The organism is Streptomyces sp. NPDC047002, from assembly GCF_040704505.1.
In the GTDB taxonomy this organism is placed as follows: domain Bacteria; phylum Actinomycetota; class Actinomycetes; order Streptomycetales; family Streptomycetaceae; genus Streptomyces.
This window is the reverse complement of sequence record NZ_JBEYWC010000030.1, coordinates 60,376-86,599: the sequence shown is the minus strand read 5'-3', so window position 1 is coordinate 86,599 and position 26,224 is coordinate 60,376. Positions and strand designations below refer to the sequence as shown.

Genomic DNA, 26,224 nt, shown 5'->3' with positions numbered 1-26,224 from the left:
GGCCCCCCCGCCGCGCTCGTGGGCCCGCGGCCGGCGGCGCACCCCCCCCCCACCCCCCGCACCCCGCGCCGCCGCGGCCCACGGCCGGGCCCGGCCGTGCGCCGGGCGTCCGCGCACCCGACCCCGAGGGCGCCGGCGCCCTGCCTCCACCCACAGGAGGTGGGGTTTCCCCGAGCCCTACACCCTGAGGGGGACCCCGCTTCGGGACCTGGGGCCGATCCCCGGGAGCGCCGCCGCTCCTAGCGTGGTGCACATGACCACGCCTGTCCGCACGAGCGCTTCCGGAGCCGCGAGCCACGGCCACGCGCCGTACGCGTCGTTCTCCTCGTACGTACGGGCGCGGGGGCCCGTACTGCTGCGCACCGCCCGCTCCCTCACCGCGAATCCGCTCGACGCTGAGGACCTGCTGCAGACCGCGCTCACCAAGACGTACGTCGCCTGGGAGCGCATCGAGGACCACCGCGCCCTCGACGGCTACGTACGCCGTGCGCTGGTCAACACCCGCACCTCGCAGTGGCGCAAGCGCAGGATCGACGAGTTCGCCTGCGAGGAGCTGCCCGAGCCGGCCCGCGCGCAGGGCGGGGCGCCCGACGTGGCCGAGCGCCAGGTGCTGCACGACGCGATGTGGCGGGCGGTCACCCGGCTGCCGGACCGGCAGCGCGCCATGGTCGTCCTGCGGTACTACGAAGACCTGAGCGAGGCCCAGACCGCCGAGGTCATGGGCGTCTCGGTCGGCACCGTCAAGAGCGCGGTCTCCCGCGCCCTGGCCAAACTCCGCGAGGACCCGGAGCTCGCCCCGGCCTCCTGACCGCCCGCACTCCGAGAGCGGAGGAAGGCCGACCGGATGAAGATCGGATCGTCTGCTCCCGGGTAGTGACTTTCGCGCCGATCGCTGCGCAGAATCCAGGCATCCCCCGCAGCCGTCACCGCGGGCCGTGGGCCACCGTTCCCCGGAGGACGCCGTGCTGAGCACCATGCAGGACGTACCGCTGACCGTCACCCGCATCCTTCGTCACGGCATGACGATCCACGCGAAATCCCGCATCATCACCTGGACCGGGGAAGGCGAGCCGCAGCGGCGGAGCTTCGCGGCGGCCGGCGGCCGGGCCGTGCAGCTCGCCGCCGCGCTCCGCGCCGACCTCGGGGTACGGGACGACGAGCGGGTGGCGACGCTCATGTGGAACAACGCCGAGCACGTCGAGACGTACCTGGCCGTCCCCGCCATGGGCGCGATCCTGCACACCCTCAACCTGCGCCTGCCGCCTGAGCAGTTGATCTACATCGCGAACCACGCGGAGGACCGCGTGATCGTCGTCAACGGCTCGCTGCTGCCGCTGCTCGCGCCTCTCCTGCCCCACCTGCCGACCGTCGAGCACATCGTCGTCAGCGGTCCCGGCGACCTCGCGCTGCTCGCGGAGGCGGACGCGCAGGTGCACGACTACGAGGAGCTCATCGCCCGGCACTCGCCCGACTTCGACGCCTTCGACTGGCCCGAGCTCGACGAGCGCACCGCCGCCGCCATGTGCTACACCTCGGGCACCACGGGCGAGCCCAAGGGCGTGGTGTTCTCGCACCGTTCGATCTTCCTGCACTCGATGCAGGCGACCACCGCGGCCGCGTTCGGTCTGACGGAGCGCGACCTGTCGCTGGTGGTCGTGCCGCAGTTCCACGTCAACGCGTGGGGCGTGCCGCACGCCACGTTCATGGTCGGCGCGAGCATGCTCATGCCCGACAGGTTCCTCCAGCCCGCGCCGCTGGCCGACATGATCGAACAGGAGCGGCCCACCCACGCGGCGGCCGTCCCCACCATCTGGCAGGGCCTGCTCGCCGAGGTCACGGAGCGTCCCCGCGACCTGTCGTCGATGTACCGCGTCACGATCGGCGGCGCCGCCTGCCCGCCGTCGCTGATGGAGGCGTACGACAGGCTCGGCGTGCGCCTCCTGCACGCCTGGGGCATGACGGAGACCTCGCCGCTCGGCACCACCTCGTACCCGCCGCCCGGCCTCACCTCCGAGGAGGAGTGGCCCTACCGCGTCACACAGGGCCGCTTCCCCATCGGTGTCGAGGCCCGCCTCGCCGGTCCCGGCGGCGCCCTCCTGCCCTGGGACGGCGCGTCCGCGGGCGAGCTCGAAGTGCGGGGGCCCTGGGTGGCGCGCGCCTACTACGGCGGCAGCGAGGGCGCGGAGCTCGTGCCCGACGACAAGTTCAGCCCGGACGGCTGGCTGCGGACCGGCGACGTCGGCGTCATCAGCCCCGACGGCTACCTCACCCTCACCGACCGCGCCAAGGACGTCATCAAGTCGGGCGGCGAGTGGATCTCCAGCGTCGGCCTGGAGAACGCCCTGATGGGGCACCCCGCCGTCGCCGAGGCCGCGGTCGTCGCCGTGCCCGACGACCGGTGGGGCGAGCGCCCGCTCGCCACCGTCGTCCTCAAGGAGGGCGCGAGCGCCGGCTACGAGGAGCTGCGCGACTTCCTCGCGGGACAGGTCGCCAAGTGGCAGGTGCCCGAGCGCTGGGCGGTGGTGGAGTCCGTGCCGAAGACCAGCGTGGGAAAGTTCGACAAGAAGGTGATCAGGCGGCAGTACGCCAACGGCGAGCTGGACGTCACCCGGCTCTGACGCGATCCGGCTCTGACACGAGCGGGATCCGGTGGGATCCGGCGCTGCGGGGACCCGGGTCCGGTGCGAACCGGGCCTGATGCGGCCGGATCCGGTGCGATCCGGCGCCGGCGCGATCCGGCTCCCGTGCGGCCCTGCGCCGGCGCGGCCCGGGGCGCGCGCTCGTCGGGGATCTCGCGGCGTTCCCCGCGGTGGGCGGGCGCGGGCCGGATACTGGTGGTCGCCAGGCCCGCAAACGCAGCCACGAGGAGAGCACCCGTGAGTGACCCCTGGAGCCTGTTCGGCACGACCGTCAACGGCGTCCTGACCACCCAGAAGCGCGACGGCAGGCCGCAGTTGTCGAACGTCTCGTACCTGTGGGACCCCGAGCCCCGCATCCTGACGGTCTCCGTGACCGACGACCGCGCCAAGACCCGCAACCTGCGCCGCGACCCGCGCGCGAGCTTCTACGTCACCACGCCCGACCTCGGCGCCTACGCGGTCGGCGAGGGCGAGGCCGAGCTCGGCGAGGTCACCCGCGCGCCCGACGACGACGCGGCGGACGCGCTCGTCGCGCACTACCGCGCGCTGCGCGGCGAACACCCCGACTGGGACGACTTCCGCGCGGCGATGGTCGCCCAGCGGCGCCTGCTCCTGCGGCTCCCGCTCACCCGTGTGTACGGGTGGGTGCCGGACGGGAACTGACGCCGGTAGCCGTCTCGTCCGGGCCTGCCCCCCGGCTGCCGGAGCCGGAGCAGGCCCGTCGGCCAAGGCGCGCGTACGGCAGCTGTCGGGGCCAACTCCCCTGGAGCTGCCCTCAGTTCGTGCCGATCTTCGCGAGGAGGTCCACGATCCGGGCTTGGACCTCCTCGCTCGTGGAGCGCTCCGCGAGGAACAGCACGGTCTCGCCCCGTACCAGGCGCGGCAGTTCGGCCGGGTCCATGCCGGCCGACGTGTAGACGACCAGCGGCGTGCGGTTCAACTGGCCGTTCGCGCGCAGCCAGTCGATGATCCCGGCGCGCCGCCTGCGTACCTGCATCAGGTCCATCACGACGAGGTTCGGCCGCATCTGCCCGGCGATGGCCACTGCCTCGTTGTCCTCGGCGGCGAGGCCGACCTGCATGCCGCGCCGCTCCAGGGTGGTCGAGAGGGCGAGCGCGATCTCCGCGTGCTCCTCGATCAACAGGACGCGTGGCGGGTGCTGTTCGCTGTCACGCGGCGCGAGCGCCTTGAGCAGCACGGCGGGGTCGGCGCCATACGCGGCGTCGCGGTTGGCCTGGCCGAGGCCCGCCGTCACCAGCACCGGCACCTCGGCCGCGACCGCGGCCTGCCGCAGCGACTGGAGCGCTGTCCTGGTGATCGGCCCGGTCAGCGGGTCCACGAACAGCGCGGCGGGGAACGCGGCGATCTGCGCGTCGACCTCCTCGCGCGAGTGCACGACGACGGGCCGGTAGCCGCGCTCGCTCAGCGCCTGCTCGGTGGAGACGTCCGGCGCGGGCCAGACCAGCAGCCGACGCGGATTGTCCAGCGGCTCCGGCGGCAACTCGTCGTCCACCGGCTGCGGTTGCGGCCGGTTGGCCACCTCGACCGCGCCGCCGGGACCGTCCAGCGGCTCCGGCCCCTCTGCGCCCTCGTCCGGCGCCCCGATGGCGTACGAGCGGCCCTCGGCGCGCCCGCCGCCCGTGCCGGAGGACGGCGGCGGCAACGGCACCGACGTGCTCTGCGAGGTCGGCGGCCCCTGGGGCTGCGGGCGCTGCGGCGCCGCGCCGTCCGCCGCGGGCTCCGTGCGGTTGCCCAGCTTGCGCCTGCGGCCCGCGGCCCCGGGAGCGGGCGCGCCGGGCGCCTGCCCGCCGCGGGCGAACGGCACGCCCTGCCCCAGCGTGCGCACGCTGAACGCGCGCCCCTGGGTGTCGTGCCCGGTCGCGGTGCCGCCGGGCGGCGTCTCGTCGGGCAGCGGCTGCGCCGCGGGCGGCGCCTGCCGGGGGTGCTGCGGCTCGGTGGGCGGCGCGGGGCGTCGCGGCTGCTGCGCCCTGCCCCCCGCAGCCGGCGCGTCGGCGCCCGGCAGCGGATGGGCCTGCGGCGGGGTGTGGTCCGCGTCCTGCCCGGCGCGCGCGGCGTCGTGGCGCGCCGAATCGTCCGTACGGTCCGCGGCCCCCGGCGGCAGCGCGAACGGCGACCGCGCGCCCTCCGCATCGGCCCGCTGCTCACGGACCTGCGGCTGCCCCTGAACCCGGTCCTGGTGACCCTGTGGCCCTTGTTGGCCCTGCGGCCCCTGACGGCCCTGCACCTGTCCTTGAGTCTGCGCGGGCGCCTGCGGCTGCTCGCTCCCCGGCTGCCCCTGCCCCTGCGCGAGCACCCGGCGTGCCCGCCGGCCCGTGGGCTGCTGCGGTGCGGCCTGGTGGTCGGCGGGCCCCGCCGCCGTCCTGGCGGCGGACTGGGCCGCGGGCCCGCCGGGACCGCCCTGCGGCGGCACGGGTGCGAGCGACGGCGGCCCGTCCGCGGGCGCCGGCTGCGGCGCGATCGGCCCTGACGGCAGCGCGGGCAGCGCGTTCTGCCCGGCCTGCGCGCCCTGGGCGGCACCCCGGTGGCCCCGCGCGGGCACGCCCTGCGGCGGCACCGTCGTACCGACGCCCCCCGGCGGCACGGCAGTGCCGCGCCGCGCGCCGTGCCCCGCGGGCACGACCGCGCCCTCCGCCGGGCTCGGGCGGCCGCGGCGGCGGCCCGTACCCGCGTCGCCGCCGGGAGCAGGGACCAGCGCGCCACCGGCGGGTCCACTGCCGGCGGGTCCACTGCCGGCGGGTCCTGCGCCCGCGGGCCCGCTGCCCGCGGCCTGCGCGTCCTCGGCCGCCGGCCGCGCCCTGCGCCGGCCGGTGGGCGGCTCCGCCGCGTTCTCGTCCTCCCCGGCGCCTCGGTTCCCGCCGTTCGCGCCGCTTTCCAGGCTCTCCCTGTTCCCGCTGTTCCCGCTGCTCCCGCCGGTCGGCGAAGCGAGGAACGCGTCCGTGGAGGACCGCCGCGCCCTGCGCCGCCCGCCGTGGCCGCCGCCCACGGTGGTGCCCGGCGCCCCGGTCTGCTCCTGGTACGGGACGGCCGCGCCCCCCGCCTGCACCGTGCCGCCGCCCTCGCCGAGCGGCAGTTCCAGCACGTACGACATGCCGTCCATGCCCGGCACCTGGTGCGTCTGGAGGACACCGCCGTGCGCCCGCACGATGCCCTGCACGATCGGCTCGTGCACCGGGTCGCCGCCGGGGAAGGGGCCGCGCACCTCGATCCGTACGACGTTGTCGCGCTGGGCCGCGGCGACCACGACGGTCGAGTCGATGTACCCGCCCTGCGGCTGGTGCCGCGAGCGGCCCGTCGCGTCCACGCCGACCACGTCGGCGATCAGGTGCGCGAGCGCCGTCGCCAGCCGGTGCGGGTCGACCTCGGCCTCGATCGGCGGCGCGTGCACGGCGAACTGCGCACGGCCGGGCCCGATCAGCTCCACCGCGCCGTCGACGCCCGCGGCGACGACCCCGTCGAGCATGACGGCCTGCTTGGTCAGCGTCTCGGTGCCCTCGTCGAGCCGCTGGTAGCCGAGGACGTTGTCGACGAGCGTGGTCATCCGCGCGTACCCGGCGGCCAGGTGGTGCAGGATCTGGTTGGCCTCGGGCCACAACTGGCCTGCCGGGTCGGCGGCGAGCGTGGTCAGCTCGCCGCGCAGCTCATCAAGCGGGCCGCGCAGCGCGTCCCCGAGCACCGCGGTCAACTGCGCGTGGCGCGCCGCCACGATCCCGTACCGCTCGGTCAGCTCCTCGATCTCCGCCGCGTACCGGTCGCTGCGGTCGGCGAGTTCGGCCGCGGCGGCCTCCTCGGTCTCCCGCAGCTGCGCGGTCAGCCGCTCCTCGACCTCGTCGCGCTCCGCCGTCAGCCGCTGCTCGGTCGCGGCGAGGTCGGCGGTGAGCCGCCGCTCGGTGGCGGTGAGTTCGCCGGTGAGGCGCTCGGTCGTGCTCCGCAGCTCGGCGGCTGCGCTCTCCTTGAGCTCCGCGACCTCGTCCGTGTGGCTCTTGACGAGCTCCTCGTGGGCGCGCCGGTCGATGAACGTCATGACGGCGCCGACCAGCTGGTCCCCGTCGCGCACCGGCGCGGTCGTCAGGTCGACGGGCACCGCCGAGCCGTTCTTCGCCCACAGCACCTGCCCGCGCACCCGGTGCTTGCGGCCGGAGCGCAGGGTGTCGGCGAGCGGCGACTCGTCGTAGGGGAAGGGGTCGCCGTTGGCCCGCGAGTGCAGGACCAGCGTGTGCAGCTCCCGGCCGCCGAGGTCGGTGGCGCGGAAGCCGAGGATCTGCGCGGCGGCCGGGTTCACCAGCACGACGCGGCCGTCGGTGTCCGTGCCGACGACGCCCTCCGAGGCGGCGCGCAGGATCATCTCGGTCTGCCGCTGCGAACGTGCGAGCTCCGCCTCGGTGTCGACGGTGCCCGCCAGGTCGCGGACGACGAGCATCAGCAGCTCGTCGCCGGTGTAGCCGCCCGCGGGGTCGCGGTACGCGTCGCGGCTGTCGAGCGACGCGCTCGTCACCTCGACGGGGAACTCGGCGCCGTCCGTCCTGCGGGCGGCCATCCGCGTCGGCTTCGTACGGCCCCTGACGTCCGTGGACGAGGGGCGGCGCATCGAGCCGGGGATCAGCTTGGAGTCGAACTCGGGCAGCAGGTCGAGCAGCCCGCGGCCGACGAGGGCGGTGCCCGGGGACTCGAACATCTCCAGGGCGATCGCGTTCGCGTTGACGACGGTGCCGTTGGCGTTGACGAGGACGAGGCCGTCGGGGAGCGCGTCGAGTATGGCTGCGAGGCGAGCAGCGCCTCGGGATGGCCTGCTGCTCACGACGACGCTTCCTCCCTGGCTCACTGCGCTTCGCGGACCTGCCGCGCCGCCCATCTTGCCCGCGGGGGTCCGGCCTGTCACGGGAGGGAGTCTACGGGCTGGGGACGGCGACGCGGCGGGGGATCGTGGATGTGCGGGGCGCGTGAGCGCGGGGGCGGGCGGGCGCGACAGGATGGTCATGCGATCCGCACGCCCTCTCCATCCCGGCGCCCGCCCGCCCCGCCGCCTCAGCCGAGGTCGGGCAGTACCGGTACGAGCTGCCGCCAGCGCGAGATCTCGCACCCGTTGCGCCGGTTGAAGGAGGCGTCGACGGGGCGCCCGTGCCAGGTCCCGACGACCCGCGCGGTCGCGGGGCCCCCGTAGATCTGCGTGCACAGCTGCCCCTCGGGCACCGGCGCGAACGGGTCGCTCCCGCCCCGCCCGAACCCGTCGAGCCGGTCGCACGCGGCGGCCGCTTCCGGGTGCGTGCCGCCCACGGGCTCGCACCGCAGTTCGTACGAGGAGGACGGCGTGCCGCGCGCGCCGGACGGGTCGGACACCAGGACGGTGAGCGCGTCGCGCGGCGCGTCGCCCGGCGCGGCGGCGACGAGCCCGGCGAGCGCCACGGGCAGGACGGACAGCAGGGGCACGAGCGGTACGGCGCGACGGCGGCGCGGGCGAGGCAGCAAGGCGACTCCTAGCTCCAGGGGGTGATCCGGGAGGCCCCCGCCCCGGGGCCCGCCCGGTCCACCGGAACGCGCCCCGGGACGGGTCCCGGACTCTCCCCAGGACCAACGCGGCAGCGCCCAGGACGTTGCGCTTGGCGAGTGCTTTGCCATGCCGTACACCCGCCCGGTACGGTGAGGAACGATTGGTGAGCGCGCCCTCGGGTGTGTCATCATCTGCACAGCAAGCCCGCGTGCGCGGGCTGTGGAGGCGTCGCCTAGTCCGGTCTATGGCGCCGCACTGCTAATGCGGTTTGGGTCTTATACATCCATCGAGGGTTCAAATCCCTCCGCCTCCGCACCGAGAAGCCCCGGCCCTCCCAGGCCGGGGCTTCCGTCGTCCCCCGCTCCATCTCCGCAGGTCAGCGCGGTGCGGCCAATGGATTTCACCTGGAGCCGCAGGTCATGTAATGTTGTTCTCGCACCGCAGGGGGGACGAAGATCCCGCCGAGCGAGCACTCGTAGCTTAACGGATAGAGCATCTGACTACGGATCAGAAGGTTGCAGGTTCGAATCCTGCCGAGTGCACACAGGTCGAAGGCCCCGAGAGATTATCTCGGGGCCTTCGACGTTGTCCGTACAGCAGTGAAGTACAGCAACCGCGTCAGCCGGCGTCGCCCATGGCCGAGGACAGCTTGCCGATGGCCGCCCGCACGTCCTCGTCGCTCGCCGCGGCGTAGACCTCCATCGTCATGGCGATCTGCGAGTGCCGGAGGATGCGCTGAGCGATCTTGGGGTGCACCCCGAGGGCGACGAGCAGCGCCGCGACGGTGTGCCGGGTGTTCCGCAACGGGATGACCCGAAGACCGGCCCGGCGGGCGCGCAGGGCGAACATCCTGGTGAGGTTGCCCGGCTCGATCGGCGTCCCGTATTTCGTCGTGAAGATCAGGCCGTGGACGTCCTGCCACAGGTCACCCGCGGCCTTGCGGTCCCCGAGCTGCTGCGCGCGCCGCATCCGAAGCGCCTTGATGCAGAGAGCGGGCAGGGGCAGGAAGTCGTCCGAGTCCTCGGTCTTGGTCTCCCGGTGCAGGATCTGTCGGCCGGCGCGCTGGATCTGGTGGTCGACGTAGAGCTCCCCCGCCTCGAAGTCGATCGACTTCCAGGTCAGGCCCAGTACCTCACCCCGCCGGAGTCCGAGGGTGAGCACCAGTACCCAGGCCGCGAACAGGTGATCTCCCCTGGCAGCGGCATCGGTGAGGAAGCGCCCCGCCTCAGCCACCGACCACGGCTTGATCCGGCGCCGACGGGGCTTGGGCACCTTGACCAGGGCTGCCACGTTCTTGCCGATCTCCTCCTCGGTGACCGCGTGCGTGAGCGCGGCTCGCAGGGCGTCACGTGAGCCCTGAACCACTCGGCGGGACGGGAACGACTGGCAGCACTCCCCGACCGCGCAGCACCTCCGACGAGCCGGAGCCCGCCTGACGTCCTTGCCCTGCGCGCAGCACTGGCAGGTGGTGGCGAGCTTCGTCAGCCACTCGCGCACGTCGCGCACGGTGAGCTTGTCCAGCCGCTTCGCTCCGAGGGACGGCACGATGTAGAGCCTCATGTAGCCCTCGTACGAGACATACGACAGCGGAGCGAGGTCGGGCTTCACGATCGAGTCGAGCCAGTACGTGAGAAAGGCTGCGACGGTCCGATGCCGGGTGGCCACCGGACCCTTCTTCGCCTCGGCGTGCAGCGAGACCCACTTGTCGTGCACGTCCTCGCGCGTCTTGCCGTAGACGTACTTCCGGGCCCGCTTCCCGTCCGGCTTGGTCACCCAGACGTATGCGGCGTAGCCGTTCTTGTAGGGGTAGATGGAGCCCTCGCCGTTGCTCCGCTTGCCGGTCACGCGGACCACTCCTCGACCTGCTGTGCGCAGCAGTTCACGTACTCGTCCACCCAGGTCGGGAGGATGCGGCGATTGCGGCCGACCTTGACCGAACGAATCTCCCCGTTGAGAACGAGCATCTTGGTCTTGGACAGGCCGAAGCCCAGCATCTCGGCGACTTCGGCTGTGGTGTGCCACTTGCGTTGGATCACGACGGCGGTCATGCGGCGTCTCCTTTGCGCGGAAGGGACGGTGAGCGTCAGCAGCGTCAGCGGAATCCCCTGACCTGCTGTTTTGCTGGACTGGCCGACGTCAGCACGCGTCAGCGCTTCGCGGTGGTTGTGCTGACCGTGCTGACGTCTGCTGGCGGGGCGTTCGTGGGCGTTGCCGCAGCTCGCGGGTTTCTGCTGACATCGCTGACGATCAGCGGGCATCGGCGCCGCGCTGTAGCGAGGGGTGGACCCGGTACGTGGCGGTCGCCGGCTGTCCGGGGCGGCCCGTTCGGGGTGGGGTGTCGGCGCGGAGGTAGCCGTGGGCTTCGAGGAGCGCGAGCGCGGGTTCGACCTGGGCGACGGTGCGGAAGCGGCGGGAGGCCGCTACGGCGTCGCGGCGCTTGATGGCCGTGCGGTACGTGCCGTCCGTCTTGGGGCGGGCGAGCCAGTCGAGGATGGTGCGCGCGGCGTCGGTGGCCGCGTCGCTGGCGATCAGGTCGAAGACGGCGAGGGCGTGCTGGGTGTAGTACGCCGTGATCTCCGCGGCTCGGTTGATCGCGTCCTCTTCGACCGGCTCGCCCCAGCGGGGGCCGGTGATGCGGTCGGCGAGGTGGAGCAGCAGGGCGACGCGGGCCGTGTGGCCGACCAGCTTGCCCGCCCAGTCGAGGAGATGGGCGAGCGGCTGTTCCGGCCGCAGCGCTGCTTCGAGCTGGTCCTGGAGGGCCTCGACCGCTCGGTCCGCCGCGGGTGTCAGGGGAATGGTGGTGGGTTCGGGGAGTGCGTAGAGGGTGTGGAGGAGGGTGGAGAGGCGGTTGCGGTAGCGCTGGGCAACTGGCTCGGGTACGGGGGTGGTGCGGGTCTTGCGGTAGCCGAGGTTGGACGCGGGCAGCGCGTAGAGGAAGCGGGCCAGCAGGCCGCGGTCCCGGGCGCCCGGTGTACTGGCGAGGTCCTGGAGCACGGCCGGCTGGGGCGTGATGCCGATGGTGAGCGCGGGCTTGTCGACGCTGGGCTGCTCGCGGGTGATGCGGTCGGTCTGGAGCCGTTCGCCCTTGTGGGCCTGGAGGAAGACGCCGAGGTTGGGCTTGGCGCTGTAGCGCCCCGCGATGATGTCGAAGAGGTCGCCCTCGGGTGAGAGCGCCGCCAGGCACCGGTGCACGGCGAGCTGCTGGGCGAGCGGTTCCGGGGTGATGTCGCCGGAGACCGTGAGGCGCGGTTTCGGCGGGACGTGGATGTCCTCGGCGAGCAGCCGCGCCGCGGACGCCTCGGCCACGATCGCCGTGCGGTCGACGCCGTCGCCGGGCTTGCGTGCCTTCGCCATCAGGGCCTCGGCCTCCGCGAGCGCGGCCTCCTTCGCGGTCTCGGCCTCGACGATCTGCGCACGGGAGTCCTCTTGCAGCTGCCGCTCGACGTCATAGACGGGCTCCGTCATGGCGGCGAAGACGTCGGACTTGCGGGAGGCCGGAGGCATGGCACAGACGAGGTAGAGGTTCGCCTGCTCCCGCCATCCGGGCCGGATTTCGACGTGTACGCGTCCGCCGGCCGCCGTGGAGAGCGCGGCCAGCGCCATGGTGGCCGCGAGGTCCGGCGGCGTCTGGGTGAACTCGGCCACGGCCGACACCTGTTCGGCCACCCAGGGCGTCAGTGTGTCGACGGGGAAGAGCGGCAGAGGGGCGTGCGCACCGAGCGGGATCGGGTCCGGCCAACGGTCGGACGTACCGATCGTGGCGAGCTCGGCGGCCGCCTGGGAGGCGATCCGGTCAGCCGCGGACATGCCCTGGCGAGTGTGGGCGATCAGCCGGGTACCGGTCTCGATGAGGCGGCGCTGCCGGGCCAGGTCCGCGACGATCTCGGCGTAGTACGTGCCGTTCGCCGCGGTGGGCGTGGCCTGGACGAGCGTGTGCAGGTACGCCGCGCCGCCGATGCGGTCCAGGTCGTTGGCCGCCCGCAGATGCGCGGCGAGCGTGATCGGGTCGACCGGCAGGGAGGCCGTGTGCATCGCGGTCACCGCACCGTGGAGGGTGGCGTGGGCGGGGCAGTAGTAGTCCTCCACGCTCAGGATCTCGGCGATATCGGCGATCACCGACCGGTCCAGGAGCATGGCACCGAGCGCCGCCTGTTCGGCACTCGGGTCGTTCGGCGGGGCCTGGTCCTGGTCCTCGATGAAGTCGTTGCTCACCGGGCACCCTCCTGGGCGCGGACGGTGGCGGCGCGGGCGCCCGAGGCGCCGTTCGTCCGGTGGACGCTGCCGCGCTCGGTCGCCTGGGCGGCGCACGCGCGTGTGCGGCGTCGGGAGTGGTGCATGCTGGGGGCACCTCCTGATTCCTTGGTTGGGGTGGGGAGATACCGGGACAGCGGGCGTCCTTGACCCGTCGACCGCTGCCCCGGGCCCTCTACGCGGACTGCGTTCCGCTGCCGCCTGCGCGCGGCCCTGAGAGCAGCACGAAGTGCAGGGCCACCTCGGCCGATTCGCCGTACGCGTACGCGCTGTCCGCGAGCCCCGCGGCACTCCGGAGTGCCGCGGCGATCTCGGCGGCCTCCTGGTCGGCCAGGTCCTCGAAGAACGCGTACTCCCGCTCCGCGCAGCGGGCCGCCTGCCGCTCGGTGATGTGCTGGCGGAGTGCGGCGAGGCCGGCGGCGCCGGTCCATTGGGCCAGTTCGTCGCTGAGCTCGGGGAGCGGGTGGTCCGGGAGGACGTACAGGCCGTCCCTGCGCCCCAGTTCGGGGGAGGACGGGCACGCGCCGTCGCGAACGGCGCGGATCGCTTCGGACGCGCCGTAGGCGTATGCCTGGGCGGCGTTCTCGTACAGCGCTTCTGCCTGGTAACGGAGCGTCTCGTGGAGCTCCCCGAGTCGCCAGAGGGCGTCGTCGTGCGGGCGGACGGCGTGTTGGGCTCCCCGTACGGCCACGGAGCCGGTGACCGGGCGCACCCGTGCCGGGTCGGTGTGCCAGGCGGCGTTGCGCGCGCTCTGGGCGGCGGTGCGGTATTCGCGGGCGGCGGCGCCGAGCGCCTGTACGCCCGCGGTCAGGCTGTCGAACCACGCTACGGCGGTTGTGGACATGTCTCGCGTCCTCTCCGAAGTGGGCTGAGATGTGGGTCCGGCCGACTGTCCGGTCCTCTGCGCGCGTCCGCCCGCGCAGATCCCGCGCAGACGCGGAAGGGGCGGACGCGCACAGAGGGCCGTCAGACGAGCTGCTGTTCAGCAGCCCCGCTGCCGCTCGCGGCGGCCAGCAGGAGCGCGCGGAGGTCCGTGCCGATCAGGGCGACGAGCCGTTCTTCGAGCGCCTGCCACGACACCGCGTCGATGGCCATGAGCGAGGCGACGGCGGCCGGGCCGCGGCCCTCCTCGATGGCTTCGAGGGCGTCGCGCAGATCGCCGGAAGCCATCAGCGAGATGTGCGGGGGCGGGAACGTGCGGGCGGGCTGTTCATGCATGAGTGGGCTCCTTCGAGTGGAGGGGGTGTCAGCCGCCGATGCCGTGGACGGCGCTGCCGACCGCGGACATCAGCTGGTCGATCGAGGCGGCGGCGCCGGTGCGGGCGAGGTAGAAGCCGAACAGCACCGCGACGATCGCGGCGCCGGCGCCGACGGACTTGAAGCGCAGCAGCAGGGCGAGTAGCAGCCCGAACAGCGCCAGTGCGGAGATGGAGAGGAACACGACGGGTCTCCTTCGGAGGCGGTCAGCGGGTGCCTTCGTGGCGCAGGTGCGCCAGGGAGTTGAAGAGGCGGCGCCCGACGCGCAGCCGGCGCCCGTACCCCGCGCAGCGTCGGCACTGGCGGCCGCGCCTGAGTCCGCTGCGGGTCTGGCGGATTGTGCAGCCCCACCCCCGACACCTGCGGCAGGTGCCGTAGGGGCTCGCGGCGCACTGCGTGCCGTAGCAGAGAGTGAGGAGGAGAAGGCAGGTGACGATGGCGAGCAGGGGAGGCATGAAACCCCTTCCAGAGCAGGAATTAGAGGGTGCGAGAGAGGGGCCGCTAGGCGTTAGATACCTGTTCAGGGCGTACGTGGGTCGCTAGCGGCGGTGCTAGACCTAGCGGGCCCCGCCGCTAGGAGCCGGACGCGCGGAGCTATGCGGCGTCGGCTTCGCCGTGACGTTCCGCGACGGCTTTGAGGATGTCGGAGCGCCGGATGCCACGGCGGTTGGCGCCCTTGCCGTCCTCGGTGGTGCCCCACACCTGCACGGTGCGGATGCCGTACGGCTTGAGCGCGGCGGTCAGTTGCTCGGGCGTCCACTCGCCGTAGACCTCGGGACGGAGTTCGGCCAGCAGCGGCACGATCGCCTCGTTCCAGAGCTTCGGCTTGTCGGCCGGAACCACGGCGCGGAGATCGGCCAGCAGGTCGTAGCCGGCAGCGGTGGCGGTGTCACGCTCCTCGCCGAGCGCGTGGCCGGCGAGGAACCCGGCCCGCTCACGCAACGCGCGGGCGCGCAGCGCGATCCGGTCGGCCGCCACCGCGTCGATGAAGGCCGAGCGCACGATCCGGGCGTCCGAACCCTCGCCGAGGAAATAGCAGATGCCCTTGTCGCCCCAGCCGAACATGCTCGCCCGGACGCCCCGCTTGTACGCGCCGGTCCCGAGCACCATGTCGTTCTCGACCTGGCCCATGACCTTGAGGCACCAGCGGGCCGACGCGTTCGCGCTGATCGGCGTCGGGATGCTGTCCTTGTCCGGCCGCTGGGTGGCCAGCAGGAGGACGATCCCGGTGGCGGGCCCGCGCTTGACGAGGTCGGTGCAGATCTCCTTGAACTCCCCGCCGTACTTGGGGTGTTCGAACCACACCTGGCACTCGTCGACGCCGACCACGATCGGGTGGAGCCCCAGGGAACGCTTCGAGGCGAGTTCCGTGGTCACCTTCGACTCGGGGCAGATGTCCCGGGGAAGGGCCCGGATGACCTTCGCACGGCGCCTCAACTCGCCTTGCAGCTCACGGAGATCGGCGATGGCGTACTCGATGTCCGCGTCCTCCTCGCCCGCCCGGTGCCGGTACGCGACGCGGTCGCCGACGGAGTCGAGGTCGCCTGTGCCCTTGAGGTCGTAAGTGTGCAGCTCGGCCCGCACGTCCAGGGCCGCGATGAGCAGCAGCAGGCGCAGCAGGAACGTCTTGCCCATGCGCGGGATGGCGCCGATGATGCCCGCGATGAACATGAGCGTGACGCCGACCCAGCGGCCGCGCTGGTCGGTACCCCAGAAGACCGGGGCGAAGAGGTCGGTCGTGCCCGACTTCGTGAGCGGCCATGGCTCCTGCCGGGCCTGTGACATGTCCTGGTCGCCGACCCACAGCCGGAGTCGGCCGGTGTGCTCGTTGGGCACGGCCTCGGGCCAGACGCAGCCGAGCGGGCGCCGGACGCCGGAAGCCAGCCGGTCGCGCCGGTCGATGACGTCCGTGACGGTGACGCCGTAGGGCAGATCGCCCTCTGCCAGCCAGCCGGGCCCGTCCCGCGTGATGGGTGCGGTGAAGGCGAAGCCCGGATTGCCCCTCGCCTGGGCCTGGTTGATGGCGGGGATGCTGATCGACCCCAGCGCGCGGAGGACGATGTCGCTGGTGAGCCTGGTCGCCTTCGGGATCTCCACCGCCCGGTGGATGACCGGCGCGTCCGCCGCCTGCCCGAGCCGCCCGAGGGCGAGGTTCGCCGCTGCGGCGCACAGTGCGAGCAGCCAGCCGGGGGCGAGGACGTACAGGGTGAGGCTCGTGGCGATCCCGATGACCGATGCCCCGACCGTGACCACGGTCCGCCACCGCACCCGCCGGTCACGCTGGCGCGAGAGCTTGAGGTACTCCTCGATGTCGTTGCTCGAAGCCGCCGACTGGCGCAGCGGCTCGCCCTCGGCGTCCCGCGCCCACCGCAGGCTGTCCCCGACGAACCGGCAGGCGCCGCGCGGCATCTGGAGGGTGAGACGCAGCGCGTACCACGGTGCCCGGATCGAGTGGTAGGCGGCGACGTGCCAGGCGTACGCGGCGACCCCGCGGCCCGCCTTGACGAACTCGCCCCGCGACGTCGCCCACACGGGGACGACCGGCCGGCGCTTCGCCCCGTGCACCCGGTCCATCAGATCGGGGCCCGGCTTTCCGCCGGGTCGGTCGACCATGGCGGCCTCGTGCGGGTCGGCCGACTCGGTCGGCTCGGTCAGCCGGGCCGGTTCGGTCGACCCGGTCGGCCGGGGGAGGTCCGCTTCCGCGGCGCCTCGCTCGAACTCCTTCTCCAACCTCGCGAACAGCTCGCGTTCGTGGTCGTGGTCGTCGTCGTTGTCGTGCTTCACTGGCCGTTCCTTCCGTGCCGGTTGTCGTGCTGGGAGGGATGTCGGGGCCCGGCCCTACCCGCCAAAGCAGCGGCCGGGCCCCGGTAGGAGCGGGAGATCAGAGGGGTGCGCGCCGCTCGTCGCGCTCGGCCCGGAGGGCGTCACGCAACCGCCGCGAACGCTGCTGGCTGCACCCGATCGCCTTGCGGATGGGCTCGGCATCCAGCCGTTCGTACGGCCATTCCGCGGTCGCCTCGCGGGCCTTGCGCAGGGCCGCGTCCCAGGTCATCCGCGGCCGGTATCCGCGCGGGCCGGGCTGCGCAGGGGACGGCTCACCGGGCTCGCCAGCGGCGACCCCTTCCGCCGGCGCCCGCCCTTCCGGTGTGAGTTCGCCGAGCCGGAGCAGAACCAGGTCGCGACAGGGAGCCCTGCGGCGCCAGCCCCGCCCGTACGCTTCCCGCAATTCGGCGCGCACCAGGAGCCGTTGCTTCTCCAGTGCCAGCGCCTCGCGATAGTCGGTCGTCTCCCAGAGCACCATCCGGCGCCACAGTGCGAGGGTCGTGAGCGGGGCGAACAGCCAGCGGGTGCGCCGGATACGTGCCATCCGCGCGCCGGACGCCGCACCGATACGGACCGCGTAGACATGGGCGGCGACCTCGCTGAGCCCGACCCAGAGCAGTGGCATCGCCCCGTGGGCGACCTTCGCCGATGCCGACTCGCCCGCCGCGACGTTGAGCCAGCAGGTCACCAGGGTCAGGGCCCAGGGCACGAACCGCACCCAGGCAAGCGGCATGCCGACCCGGATGAGCAGCAGGCTCGCCGCCGTGAAGACGGGGATCGCCGAGTCGATCCCGACCGGGAGCATCCACGGGTCGGTGAAGCCCCAGCGCAGGGCTGCGGAGGAGACGGAGTCGAAGGACGCGACGAGCCCGAGCCCGCCCACCGCCACGCCCGCGGGGACCACGAGAGCGAGCAGGGCCCGGTCACCCGCGCCGAGCGGTGAGCCGATGGCCTCGCTCCGCGCGGCCGTCACGCGACGGCCGCCGTCGTGATCCGCGGCAGCCGCCGAAGAGAACGGCTCGCGAGCTGCGCGGCGTACACGGCGTTCAGGAACGAGATCTCGTTGTCCCGTCCTTCTTCGAGCAGTTCGGCCAACACCTCGTTGGCCACGGTGAGCCGGACCTCACGCTCCTCGGCCGACTCGTCGGCCGTACCGAGGAACAGTTCGCGGAAGTCGTCCGAGTACATGCGCATAGCAACTCTCCTGAAAACAGGGGTGGTTGGGATGGAGAGCCGACGCGCGGCAGGTGTCCTTGACCCGTCGACCGCCGCCGCCGGCCGAACGAGCTGAGGACCTGGCGAGCAGGACCGACGAGACCGGTCGTCCGAGGACGAGTGGTCATCACCTCCGGCGTCCCACGCCCGAGCTCTGCTCTTACAAAGCAGATGTCAGGAGCACAGGGAGCGCCGGAGATCAAAAGCACTCGTTCAGACACGCTGTTCAGTTCTCAAGGCACGGACGCTGCCGAGGCCACCGCTTGCACGGGCCCCTCGGGCGCTACTCCTAAAGACCTCAAGTCCTCCTTAGGAGTAGCCCGACTATGGCCTATCCCTCCCCCACTCGTCAAGACCTCTTTAGGAGTCGTATGCTGAGTCGAGCACTGAACCGCACGAACGACGGGACGCTGAGCACCCATGGCCAAGGCGTACGAGCGCATCGCGGACGAGATCCGCCGCGCCATCCGCGCAGGTGAGCTGATGCCTGGGGACAAACTGCCGGCCGAGACCCAGCTCGTCGCGGACCACCGCAGAAGCCTGCCGACGATCAGGGACGCGCTCCGCCTCCTTCAGGAAGAGGGCTTGATCGAGAAGCAGCACGGCCGCGGGAACTTCGTGCGAAAGCCGCGCACGAAGGTGCTGCGGACCAACGAGCGCCACCAGTGGGAGAAGGACCGGGCCCGCGAACCCGTCGAGGAGCGCCTCAAGACCGGCTCCACGGAGCACGACACCGGCTTGCACGTCGGCGACCTCGTCTTCCACGCGTCGTACGACGAGGGCGCGGCCGAGGGCGACATCGCCGAAGCCTTCGGCGTGCCCGAGGGGACTGCCCTGCTCGTGCGCTCGTACCGGACGCGGTACGCCGCCGAGAGCGCGCCCTTCTCCCTGGTGACCTCGCACCTCGTGCGGGATGTGGTGAAGGCCAACCCCGACCTGTTGGACGCCGCGAACGAGCCGTGGCCCGGCGGCACGCAGAGCCAGCTCTTCACCCTCGGCATCGAGCTGTCCCGCCTGGACGAACGCGTCACGGCACGCCCGCCCACCCCCGAGGAGGCCGAGGAGCTGGAACTCCCGCCGGGCACCTCGGTCATCGACCTGCGCAAGACCTCCTACGACACGACAGGCCGCGTCGTGGAGCTGTCCGACGTGATCCTGCCGGGCGACCGCACGGAAATGCACTTCACCACTCCCCTGGAAAGGTGGTGAGGGCCGTGCGTGCGCGCATCACCGTCATCACGGCAGTTCACGGCCCCTCCGCGCACTTCCTGCCGGACGCGTACAAGTCCCTGTGCGAGCAGGAGTTGCCGGACGGCTGGGAGTGGCACTGGCTCATCCAGCAGGACGGCTTGGACGGCGAGGTCGCCGGCCACGTCCCCGACGACCCGCGCGTGACGTTCCGGCAGGGCCGCCCCGGCGGCCCCGGCACCGCCCGCACCCTCGCGCTCGCGCACGCGGACGGCGAGTACATCAAGGTCCTGGACGCCGACGACCAACTGGCCCCGGGCGCGCTCGCACGCGACCTGGCGGCCCTGGAAGCGGACCCGTCCATCGGCTGGGCGACCTCACGCGTCCTCGACCTGCTGCCCGACGGCACCACCGCGGGCTTCCCCGGCGACCCCGAGCCCGGCCTCATCGAACGGGGCGCGGTCCTGGAGTTCTGGCAGGCCAACGACTACCGCGCCCAGGTCCACCCGGCGACCCTCTTCGCCCGGCGGGAACTGGTGGTCGCGCTGGGCGGCTGGATGGCGCTCCCCGCCTCCGAGGACACGGGACTCCTCCTCGCCCTGAACGCGGTCAGCTCCGGCTGGTTCACCGCGGACGTGGGCCTCCTCTACCGCAAGTGGCCCGGCCAGGCCACGGGCCAGGCAGCCCACACGGACCCGGTCGAGCGCGACGCCCGGATGGCCGTGGTACAGGCGAGGGCGCAGGCCCTGGCGTACGTCCGGTGGCACTACCCGGCCGCGCCAACAGTGAGGTAGCTCGAGGACTTTTCGGTAGCACGCGGAAAGAAGGCCCAGCTGGCGAACAACTCACGCTCCCACGGGCGTTCGCCTGGCTCAGCGAACACGTAGGGCCCATTAGCTCAGAAACCTCTCAGTGGCGCCCCACACGATTCAGGCGAGGGGCACCACCAAGAGCGTCTAGGAAAATAGCCGCGAAGGTTACGAGGCTACGCGTCAGCCGGATACATCGTGACTACTTCGCTGTATCCGTTCGCCCCAAACTGATCTACGACCAAGGTCACTTGTGTCGAGGGCAGGCCGCCGCCATGCGATTGAGATCGCACCCCCACACCAGAGTAGGGGAAAGTCTTTTCGTAGTATCCCGTAGAGTTCAGCTTCCATGCCCCGGAATCAGAAAGGCCAGCCTCGTAAACCTCCCCCAAGGTTTTATTTGTGACGGACGGAAGGAAGAGGCCCTTAGTCGCGTCCACGTTGGTGCCGCCCTCGAAATGCGACGCGCGTATATTGTTGATCGCTCGCAGCGTCAACAGGGGGAGGTCTCCAGACGGAGGAAGGTTGTAGCAATCTGCTGCTTCAGTTAGAGCAAAAGCAGCGAGGGGAAGCCTAAGCGCTTGTGCGGACTGCGTCGCCGAGCAGGCTGACTCAGTCAGCTGAAACAGGGGCAATGCTCCCCTGAAACCCTGGTAGTCACAGGTGAGAAGCGCTCCCGCTGCCACACACGGGCCGGACGAGGAGCTCCAGGTCTGGCCTGCCGGGGCCTCGTAGGTGGCGTGGAGACCCTGCTGCCAACTGCCTGAGCAGTCCTGGGCCGCCTGCTGGCACACATAACCAGTATTGACGGGGGTAACACTTGCGCATTCGGCACACGTAGCCTCGGCTACAATGTGCTTTGCCCCTTCGGGGTCGACAACGAAAATGGTGAACGAAAGTTCCGTCATCGGAACTGTGCATTCGATGCTACCCGTACCAGACCATGCGATGCTCGTCAGCATTGCTGGCGAGCCATTGTCGTACTGCACGGTGGCCGGCGTCGACGACGGCGGGGCCTCGCACGAGAACGGTACCGGTGCTGCCGCACTCGACGTTTTGGCTCCTGACCGGAGGGTCGCATGAACCCCGGGGATAGCAGTCGCGCCCTCCGTAGCCTGCTGACCGGCCCACATCGAGGCATGCTGAGGCACCGCAGGCGTGGCATTGGCGTAACTAGCCATGCCGAAAACGACAGCGAACACAGTTATCGCGATCGCCATGACACGTTGCGCCTTGCTTAGTACTACGCGCACTCCATCTCCTTCACTCTGTGCACACATGTGCGTGAGAAATGTAACGAGACGGGAGTCGACATGTAAGTGTGGTCAACATTTTGGCCGGTTTTCGCCCATGTCAATATCGACTCGGCGCACTCCAGGAATCAGGAAAAAACCAGAAAAGCGGCAGATTACACATGGGTCGCTTCTTTGAATAACGACCAAAGTAGGCACTTTACGCGCTTTGTTCCATTAGTTTCATGATGGCGCGATAAGGGGTAAGTATTTGGTTGAGCTGTAGAACACTGCGCCCAGCAAGCTTGGCTCGTTTCTCGGCCGTGGCCCGTCCTCGGTGGACCGATTCGAAGCTCTCGGGCGTTGGGGTGGCACCCCGGTCCAGCAAGAAACGCACCACGTCCACTTGCCCGCTCCAGGCCGCACTACCCAGCGGATCACTCTGCGGGTTCCCGAGTCCGTTGAGGCTTGCGCCACGGTTCAACAGGGCCTCCACAACCTCCAGGTGTCCTTGACCGGCAGCCATGGAAAGCGGCGTTCCCTGCTGCTCATCAAGTCGGCCATCCGGTTGCGAACCGGCATCCAGCAGGAGATCCACGATCTCCTTCATGCCTCGCGTCGCAGCAAAGCGCAGAGGTAGATTTTCTCGATATTCCCCTATCTTCTGGTCAGAATCTGCACCGGCTTCCAGCAAGACGCGGACGACCTCTGGATGATTGCAGGAAATAGACCAATCTAGGGCTGTGCGCCGCTTGTCTGAGACGTCCACCGATACCCCGAGCAGCAACAGGTTACGAACGGTCTCTACGTCGCCCTGGCGGGCCGCGCAAACAAATTTTTCCTCTATTTTCATTGCTCCAAATATCCTTGGAATTCGCCTCATCGTGGCCGAGGCTGCCCGCCTCGTCTTAAGGTTCCGGCAGTTCAGCCGCCTTCTTTTGGGGCTGCGAGGGCTGGCTCTTATTTGAGAGTGTACTGAGTCAATCGGCCAGTAGCGCTTCGGAGTTCAAGGCTCTGGGCGCGATAGGTCCCGACTCGACCGCAGTCGTACCGAGGGAGTGCGTAGACCGGCACTACCTACACAATCTCGTCAGTCGGGCCGTGTCGCCGCCCGTAAGCAACCGCTGGACACCGGCCCGTCTCGCTGTCGCTGTCGCTGTCCAGCGCTACCTGTGTGTCACCGCAGGGACAAAGGTGGTAGCGCGAGCCGGCCAGGTAGCGCCAGGTTCAGCCGCGCACGGGGATCTCGTAAACGATCTCGCACGTCGTGGCAGGCAGGACGATGTCCGCGGTCTCGACCGGGCGGCCGTCGTCGCCGTAGTACGTCCGCCTGATGCGGGTCACCAGCACGCCGCGCTGGATGCCGAGGAGCGTCGCCTCCTCGGCATCCGCATGTCCGGGCTCCGGCTGCTCCACCGCGTGGGTCACCGTGATGCCGATCTCGGCCATGCGGTTGACCACGCCCTTGCCCGCGTGCGGACCGCCTTCCGGCAGTACGACGAGCGTTCCCGCCGTCAGTTCGTACGGCTCCCAACTGGTCGAGAGCTGCGCAGGCTTGCCGTCGACCAGGAACTCGTACGTCGTGCGGACGCACGGCGTTCCTCCGGCGACGCCGAGCCGCGTCGCGATCTCCTCGGGCGCCGGCACCTTCGCGTCGGTACGGCTCTCCCACGTGCCGCGGCGGCCGAGCGCGGCCATGTCCGCGCGGAATGGTGAGCCGCCCTGCTGCTCGCGGTACTGCGAGCGCACCATCCGCAGTCGCTGACTCGGCTCGGCGACGTACGTCCCCGAGCCTGCGCGCCCTTCGAGCATGCCCTGTGAGATGAGTAGTTCCTGCGCGCGGCGGATGACGTTGTCGCCGACGCCGTACTCGCCGGCCAGTTGGGCACGGGACGGCAGGCGGTCGCCAGGCATCCAGTCCTGGTCAGCGATGCGCTGCCTGAACGCGTCGGCGATCCGGAGGTAGGGCGGCTGCTCTCGCATATGGAAAATCTAGTCCACTAGCCCTAATCTAGTTAACTAGCTTCACCGAAGGTGATCGAAGGCGACGGAGGCTCTGTGTCCTCAGTTAGGGAGCGGGTCAGCCGAACGACCGCGCGGCTCTCCGTCGCGGGACTCACGGCGCGTGTGGTCGAGCACCGCACCCGCACGGTCATCGAGGCGGTCTTACCTGCTTCGATGTCGGCCGAGTCCTGGCAACTGCTGCTGGCGGCCCTGGAGTCCTGCGACTCCTTCGGGCTCGTCGTCAGCGCGGACGGCGGCCGGCTCGCGTGGGCCGCCATCGACAAGCCCCCGGACCGAGGAACGCCGGCCCGAGGGCAGAACCGTCAGCTATAGGGAGCTGAACAGCATGTTCAACCGTATCCGCCGCATCGCGGCGTGGGCCAGAGGGCGGCCCGGCAGACATCGGTACGAGCCGCGTACGCGAAGGGGAGAGGCCGCGGGCGCAGACAGGACTCGCGGCGTCGAGGTGGGGCGCATCCCTCTGCCGCCCCTGCTCACGCCCGGCGGGTCAGCGCCTGGCGCCTCGTTACGGGGCGGCCGTGTGCCTCCGCTCCTGCTCGCGGAACCGCGGCTCCGCGAGCGCGACCTCATCCGGGCCGAGGACTGCGCCCTCATCCGCCCGTACGTCCTGACCAGCGAGGAATTCGCCCGGTCGCGGGCCCGTGCTGGGTCTGCCCGCACTCTCCTCGTCCGGCCACACCTGAACGTCGCGGGGGTGGGTCGATGACCGGACGTCCCCAACCCTCGACCGTACGGGCACTGCGTCTGGTTGAGCCCGTGATCCGGCCCGCGCACGGACTCGGCACGGACACCGGGCCGCAGCTCCGCGGCGCCTCCACCACCCTGACGCTCACGACGCCGCCGGTGCCTCCGGCAGGGGAGAAGCACATGGCCAACCGCTCCACGTACATCGCCGACGATCTGCGCCGACGCATCGCCGCCGGCACGTGGGCGATCGGCGACCGGCTGCCCGCCGAACAGGAACTGGCCGCGTGCTACCGGGTCAGCACGCCGACATTGCGCACCGCCCTGGAAGTCCTCCAGAGCGAGGGGCTCGTGGAGAAGCGGCACGGCGCCGGCAACTTCGTACGTCGGCCCGGCGAGCGCCTCACGTACGAGACCGGCGCGGCGTCCGACGTACAGGACGGATGGGCGGCTCCCCGCACGACGACCGCGGCCTCTTCATCGCTGAACGTCAGCGTCGCAACCGCGGTCCTGCCTGCGGACCCGTACCTGTCCGCGCTGCTAGCTGTGGAAGCGGGCAGCGACGTCCTGGAGCACGTCTTCCTCAGCCACCGGGACAGCACCCCCTGCGCTCTCGTACGGGTCTACGTCCCGCACGCCCTCGCGGCGGCGCGGCTCATGACGCCTGAGAACGACGAGTCCTCCCCCGGCAACTCGCCCTGGGGTCACGACATCCGGCACCGGCTCGCCACCGCAGGCGTGGCCGTGACCAGCACAACCAACCGGATCATCGCGCGCTTTCCGACAGCCGACGAGGGCCAGAGACTGCACATCACGACCCGTACGCCAGTCCTGGCGGTGGAGCGCCGGTCGACCGACGCCAACGGCCGTGTGGTCGAGGCGGCTCTCCTCGTACTGCCGGGCGACCGCGTCGAAGTCGTGAGTACGACGTCCTCGGCGAGCGGTGTCGGCAGAGGCGCGCCGACCGACCAAGACCCTCGTACGGCGGGAAGCGCGCTCGGCGAAGTCGGAGGCGGCGACGCCGCCGAGGACGGCCGAGCTGATGGAACGGAGCCAAGCCGATGACGGACAACGGACACACCACGGGGCCCTACCTCGCGTCAGGCCAACCGGCCCCGTCACAAAGGCCGTTGCTCAGGGCACCCGTCGTTTCGCCTTCGGCCTTCGGATATGTCCGCGTCCTGCCCGGCATGGACGAGGCGACAGTTCGCCGGCACCGCCGGAGCCTGGCGGCGTTCGCCGAACGCTCCGGCTTCGACCTGACCGACGTCTACGTCGAGGAGGGCCCCGGGCAACGGCTCGTCGTCTGGGCTGGCCTCATCGCCGACTGCCGAGCGGAACAGGTGGCCGACGTCCTGGTCCCGTCGTACGAGCACCTCCACCGATCGGCGGACTTGGCGCACTTCATGCGCGGGGAACTGGCCGAAGCCATCCGCGGCACGGTGTGGGTGACGGACCCGCGAGGGCCGGAGGCACGCCATGACGACTGAGCCTGGCGAAACGCCCCGCGTGAGCCGGATCAGGATCGGCGCCGTGCCCTCAGCGGCGGGTGAAGCCCGTGCGTTCGTAGGGCGCGTCCTGCGAGGGTGGCGGATCGGCGAGGCGGCCGAGGACGCCCAACTCATCGTCTCCGAACTCGTCACCAACGCGGTGCGCGCCGTCGGAGACACCGCAGCCGGACCGACGACTACCGGCCCCGCGGCCTTGGGCCTCCTCGGCATTCAACTCCGCTTACGACAGGCCTCGTTGTTCGTCGAGGTATGGGACCGCAGCGACGAACGGCCGGTACTCCAGTCCCCGGACACCGACGCCGAGGGCGGGCGGGGACTGCTGCTCGTCGAGATGTTGAGCAGCCGTTTCGGTGTCTATCCGTCCACGGCCGGAGGCAAGGTGGTGTGGTCGGAGATAAGCGTCAAAGCCGGCCCGTCTTTGGAGGTGGGGCCGGATGCTGAGCCGCTACCGCCCCCTGCCCAGCAGCCGACCGTAGCCGGAAGTAGCGCGGCACGCAGGCAGGTCGACGACGCCCTGTTGGAACGGGCATCAGGGCGCGACACCGACAAGGACCTGCCGGACTGGCTCCCTGATGCCCTGCTCGCCGAGCATGTGCGGGTGAGCCGACTGGTCGCCGCTCACCGCGGCGGCCGTGGTCAGCTCACCGCGAGCGTCGCGTACCTGAGCACCGTCCACGACGCCGTGCAACGCGCGGCCGAACGCTCCGCGGTGCGGTGCCGGCGACTGTTCGACCTGTTTCGCGTGAGCGAGGGGCACGAACAGCGTCTGGTCGCCGTCGACCTGCTGCTGCCCGCGCTGGCGCTGGGAGTTGGAGCAGCAGAGCGAAGCCCGGATCGGACGATCAAGGCGTGGGAGGCACTGCTCCGCGATCCACACTGGCGGGTCCGCGATGAGGCGCGCAGCGTCCTGCACGACCTGCTGCACCCGGCCAACGACGAAGCGGCCCAACGGCTCACCGTGAGCCAGCTCCGCGCGGTCCTGCGCTAGATCAACGAGCCCGACCTGACCCGCCGTTGCCCTCGACTCCCATCGGTGTCCGGGGCAGCGGCGTGTTCGTCTGCCTGGGAAGGCCGGTCAGGATGC

23 protein-coding genes and 2 tRNA genes are annotated in these 26,224 nt (G+C 71.3%); 11 read left to right on the top strand and 14 right to left on the bottom strand.

The features are described from left to right. Positions 1 to 253 precede the first annotated feature (253 nt). The 3 genes from AB0910_RS24525 (at position 254) to AB0910_RS24515 (ending at position 3,302) form a co-directional block, all read left to right on the top strand. Positions 254 to 808 carry a SigE family RNA polymerase sigma factor gene (locus AB0910_RS24525; protein WP_366746782.1) on the top strand — a complete coding sequence of 185 codons (555 nt, stop codon included), beginning with the start codon at positions 254 to 256 and terminating at the stop codon, positions 806 to 808. Positions 809 to 962: 154 nt separating this feature from the next. Next, positions 963 to 2,618, top strand: a complete 1,656-nt coding sequence (locus AB0910_RS24520) for a long-chain fatty acid--CoA ligase (protein WP_366746781.1) — start codon at positions 963 to 965, stop codon at positions 2,616 to 2,618. 258 nt (positions 2,619 to 2,876) lie between these two features. After that, positions 2,877 to 3,302 (top strand): TIGR03618 family F420-dependent PPOX class oxidoreductase, encoded by a 426-nt coding sequence (locus tag AB0910_RS24515; protein ID WP_366746780.1) that lies wholly within the window; start codon positions 2,877 to 2,879, stop codon positions 3,300 to 3,302. 112 nt (positions 3,303 to 3,414) lie between these two features. On the opposite strand, the gene AB0910_RS24510 is transcribed toward AB0910_RS24515, so the two are convergent. Then, a complete protein-coding gene (locus tag AB0910_RS24510; RefSeq protein WP_366746778.1) occupies positions 3,415 to 7,455 on the bottom strand; it encodes a PAS domain-containing protein in 4,041 nt (1,346 codons plus the stop codon). Between the two features lie 227 nt (positions 7,456 to 7,682). After that, entirely contained in the window at positions 7,683 to 8,066 is a 384-nt protein-coding gene (locus AB0910_RS24505; protein WP_366746790.1) for an SSI family serine proteinase inhibitor, read from the bottom strand. Positions 8,067 to 8,366: 300 nt separating this feature from the next. On the opposite strand from AB0910_RS24505, the gene AB0910_RS24500 reads away from it, so the two are divergent. After that, positions 8,367 to 8,458: transfer RNA gene (locus AB0910_RS24500), tRNA-Ser, on the top strand. A gap of 156 nt (positions 8,459 to 8,614) precedes the next feature. Next, positions 8,615 to 8,687 (top strand) — tRNA-Arg (locus AB0910_RS24495). A 76-nt stretch (positions 8,688 to 8,763) separates the two neighbouring features. On the opposite strand, the gene AB0910_RS24490 is transcribed toward AB0910_RS24495, so the two are convergent. From AB0910_RS24490 to AB0910_RS24445, 10 genes are all read right to left on the bottom strand, one after another. Then, complete coding sequence (locus AB0910_RS24490; RefSeq protein ID WP_366746777.1) at positions 8,764 to 9,999, bottom strand: site-specific integrase; 1,236 nt, start codon at positions 9,997 to 9,999, stop codon at positions 8,764 to 8,766. After that, on the bottom strand, positions 9,987 to 10,193 hold the full coding sequence (locus AB0910_RS24485; protein WP_366746789.1) for an excisionase family DNA-binding protein: 207 nt from the start codon (positions 10,191 to 10,193) through the stop codon (positions 9,987 to 9,989). The genes AB0910_RS24490 and AB0910_RS24485 overlap by 13 nt, the downstream gene beginning before the upstream one ends. A gap of 199 nt (positions 10,194 to 10,392) precedes the next feature. Continuing rightward, positions 10,393 to 12,357 carry a DUF3987 domain-containing protein gene (locus AB0910_RS24480; RefSeq protein ID WP_366746776.1) on the bottom strand — a complete coding sequence of 655 codons (1,965 nt, stop codon included), beginning with the start codon at positions 12,355 to 12,357 and terminating at the stop codon, positions 10,393 to 10,395. Beyond that, positions 12,354 to 12,482, bottom strand: a complete 129-nt coding sequence (locus AB0910_RS24475; protein WP_366746775.1) for a hypothetical protein — start codon at positions 12,480 to 12,482, stop codon at positions 12,354 to 12,356. Before AB0910_RS24475 ends, AB0910_RS24480 begins: the two co-directional genes overlap by 4 nt. 89 nt (positions 12,483 to 12,571) lie before the next feature. Continuing rightward, positions 12,572 to 13,240, bottom strand: a complete 669-nt coding sequence (locus AB0910_RS24470; RefSeq protein WP_366746774.1) for a hypothetical protein — start codon at positions 13,238 to 13,240, stop codon at positions 12,572 to 12,574. A 122-nt stretch (positions 13,241 to 13,362) separates the two neighbouring features. Beyond that, entirely contained in the window at positions 13,363 to 13,614 is a 252-nt protein-coding gene (locus AB0910_RS24465) for a hypothetical protein (protein ID WP_366746773.1), read from the bottom strand. Positions 13,615 to 13,642: 28 nt separating this feature from the next. Then, positions 13,643 to 13,837 carry a hypothetical protein gene (locus AB0910_RS24460; protein ID WP_366746772.1) on the bottom strand — a complete coding sequence of 65 codons (195 nt, stop codon included), beginning with the start codon at positions 13,835 to 13,837 and terminating at the stop codon, positions 13,643 to 13,645. 410 nt (positions 13,838 to 14,247) lie between these two features. Continuing rightward, positions 14,248 to 16,437 (bottom strand): cell division protein FtsK, encoded by a 2,190-nt coding sequence (locus AB0910_RS24455; RefSeq protein WP_366746771.1) that lies wholly within the window; start codon positions 16,435 to 16,437, stop codon positions 14,248 to 14,250. Between the two features lie 97 nt (positions 16,438 to 16,534). Further along, positions 16,535 to 17,449: a DUF2637 domain-containing protein gene (locus AB0910_RS24450; RefSeq protein WP_366746770.1), complete on the bottom strand. Its 915-nt coding sequence runs from the start codon at positions 17,447 to 17,449 to the stop codon at positions 16,535 to 16,537. Next, on the bottom strand, positions 17,446 to 17,670 hold the full coding sequence (locus tag AB0910_RS24445) for a hypothetical protein (RefSeq protein ID WP_366746769.1): 225 nt from the start codon (positions 17,668 to 17,670) through the stop codon (positions 17,446 to 17,448). The genes AB0910_RS24450 and AB0910_RS24445 overlap by 4 nt, the downstream gene beginning before the upstream one ends. Before the next feature lie 441 nt (positions 17,671 to 18,111). Here AB0910_RS24445 and AB0910_RS24440 point away from each other — a divergent pair, with 441 nt between their 5' ends. Both AB0910_RS24440 and AB0910_RS24435 read left to right on the top strand, forming a co-directional pair. Continuing rightward, complete coding sequence (locus AB0910_RS24440; RefSeq protein ID WP_366746768.1) at positions 18,112 to 18,900, top strand: GntR family transcriptional regulator; 789 nt, start codon at positions 18,112 to 18,114, stop codon at positions 18,898 to 18,900. Positions 18,901 to 18,905: 5 nt separating this feature from the next. Beyond that, positions 18,906 to 19,673, top strand: coding sequence for a glycosyltransferase (locus AB0910_RS24435; RefSeq protein WP_366746767.1), 768 nt, complete (start codon positions 18,906 to 18,908; stop codon positions 19,671 to 19,673). A gap of 1,467 nt (positions 19,674 to 21,140) precedes the next feature. Here AB0910_RS24435 and AB0910_RS24430 read toward each other — a convergent pair. Continuing rightward, entirely contained in the window at positions 21,141 to 21,773 is a 633-nt protein-coding gene (locus AB0910_RS24430; RefSeq protein WP_366746766.1) for an ankyrin repeat domain-containing protein, read from the bottom strand. A 374-nt stretch (positions 21,774 to 22,147) separates the two neighbouring features. Continuing rightward, positions 22,148 to 22,903, bottom strand: a complete 756-nt coding sequence (locus tag AB0910_RS24425) for a GntR family transcriptional regulator (RefSeq protein WP_366746765.1) — start codon at positions 22,901 to 22,903, stop codon at positions 22,148 to 22,150. A 75-nt stretch (positions 22,904 to 22,978) separates the two neighbouring features. On the opposite strand from AB0910_RS24425, the gene AB0910_RS24420 reads away from it, so the two are divergent. From AB0910_RS24420 to AB0910_RS24405, 4 genes are all read left to right on the top strand, one after another. Further along, positions 22,979 to 23,257, top strand: a complete 279-nt coding sequence (locus AB0910_RS24420; protein ID WP_366746764.1) for a hypothetical protein — start codon at positions 22,979 to 22,981, stop codon at positions 23,255 to 23,257. A gap of 390 nt (positions 23,258 to 23,647) precedes the next feature. After that, positions 23,648 to 24,694: a GntR family transcriptional regulator gene (locus AB0910_RS24415; RefSeq protein ID WP_366746763.1), complete on the top strand. Its 1,047-nt coding sequence runs from the start codon at positions 23,648 to 23,650 to the stop codon at positions 24,692 to 24,694. 125 nt (positions 24,695 to 24,819) lie between these two features. Next, positions 24,820 to 25,119 carry a hypothetical protein gene (locus AB0910_RS24410; protein ID WP_366746762.1) on the top strand — a complete coding sequence of 100 codons (300 nt, stop codon included), beginning with the start codon at positions 24,820 to 24,822 and terminating at the stop codon, positions 25,117 to 25,119. Next, positions 25,109 to 26,128 (top strand): ATP-binding protein, encoded by a 1,020-nt coding sequence (locus AB0910_RS24405; protein ID WP_366746761.1) that lies wholly within the window; start codon positions 25,109 to 25,111, stop codon positions 26,126 to 26,128. The genes AB0910_RS24410 and AB0910_RS24405 overlap by 11 nt, the downstream gene beginning before the upstream one ends. The last annotated feature ends 96 nt before the right edge of the window (positions 26,129 to 26,224 follow it).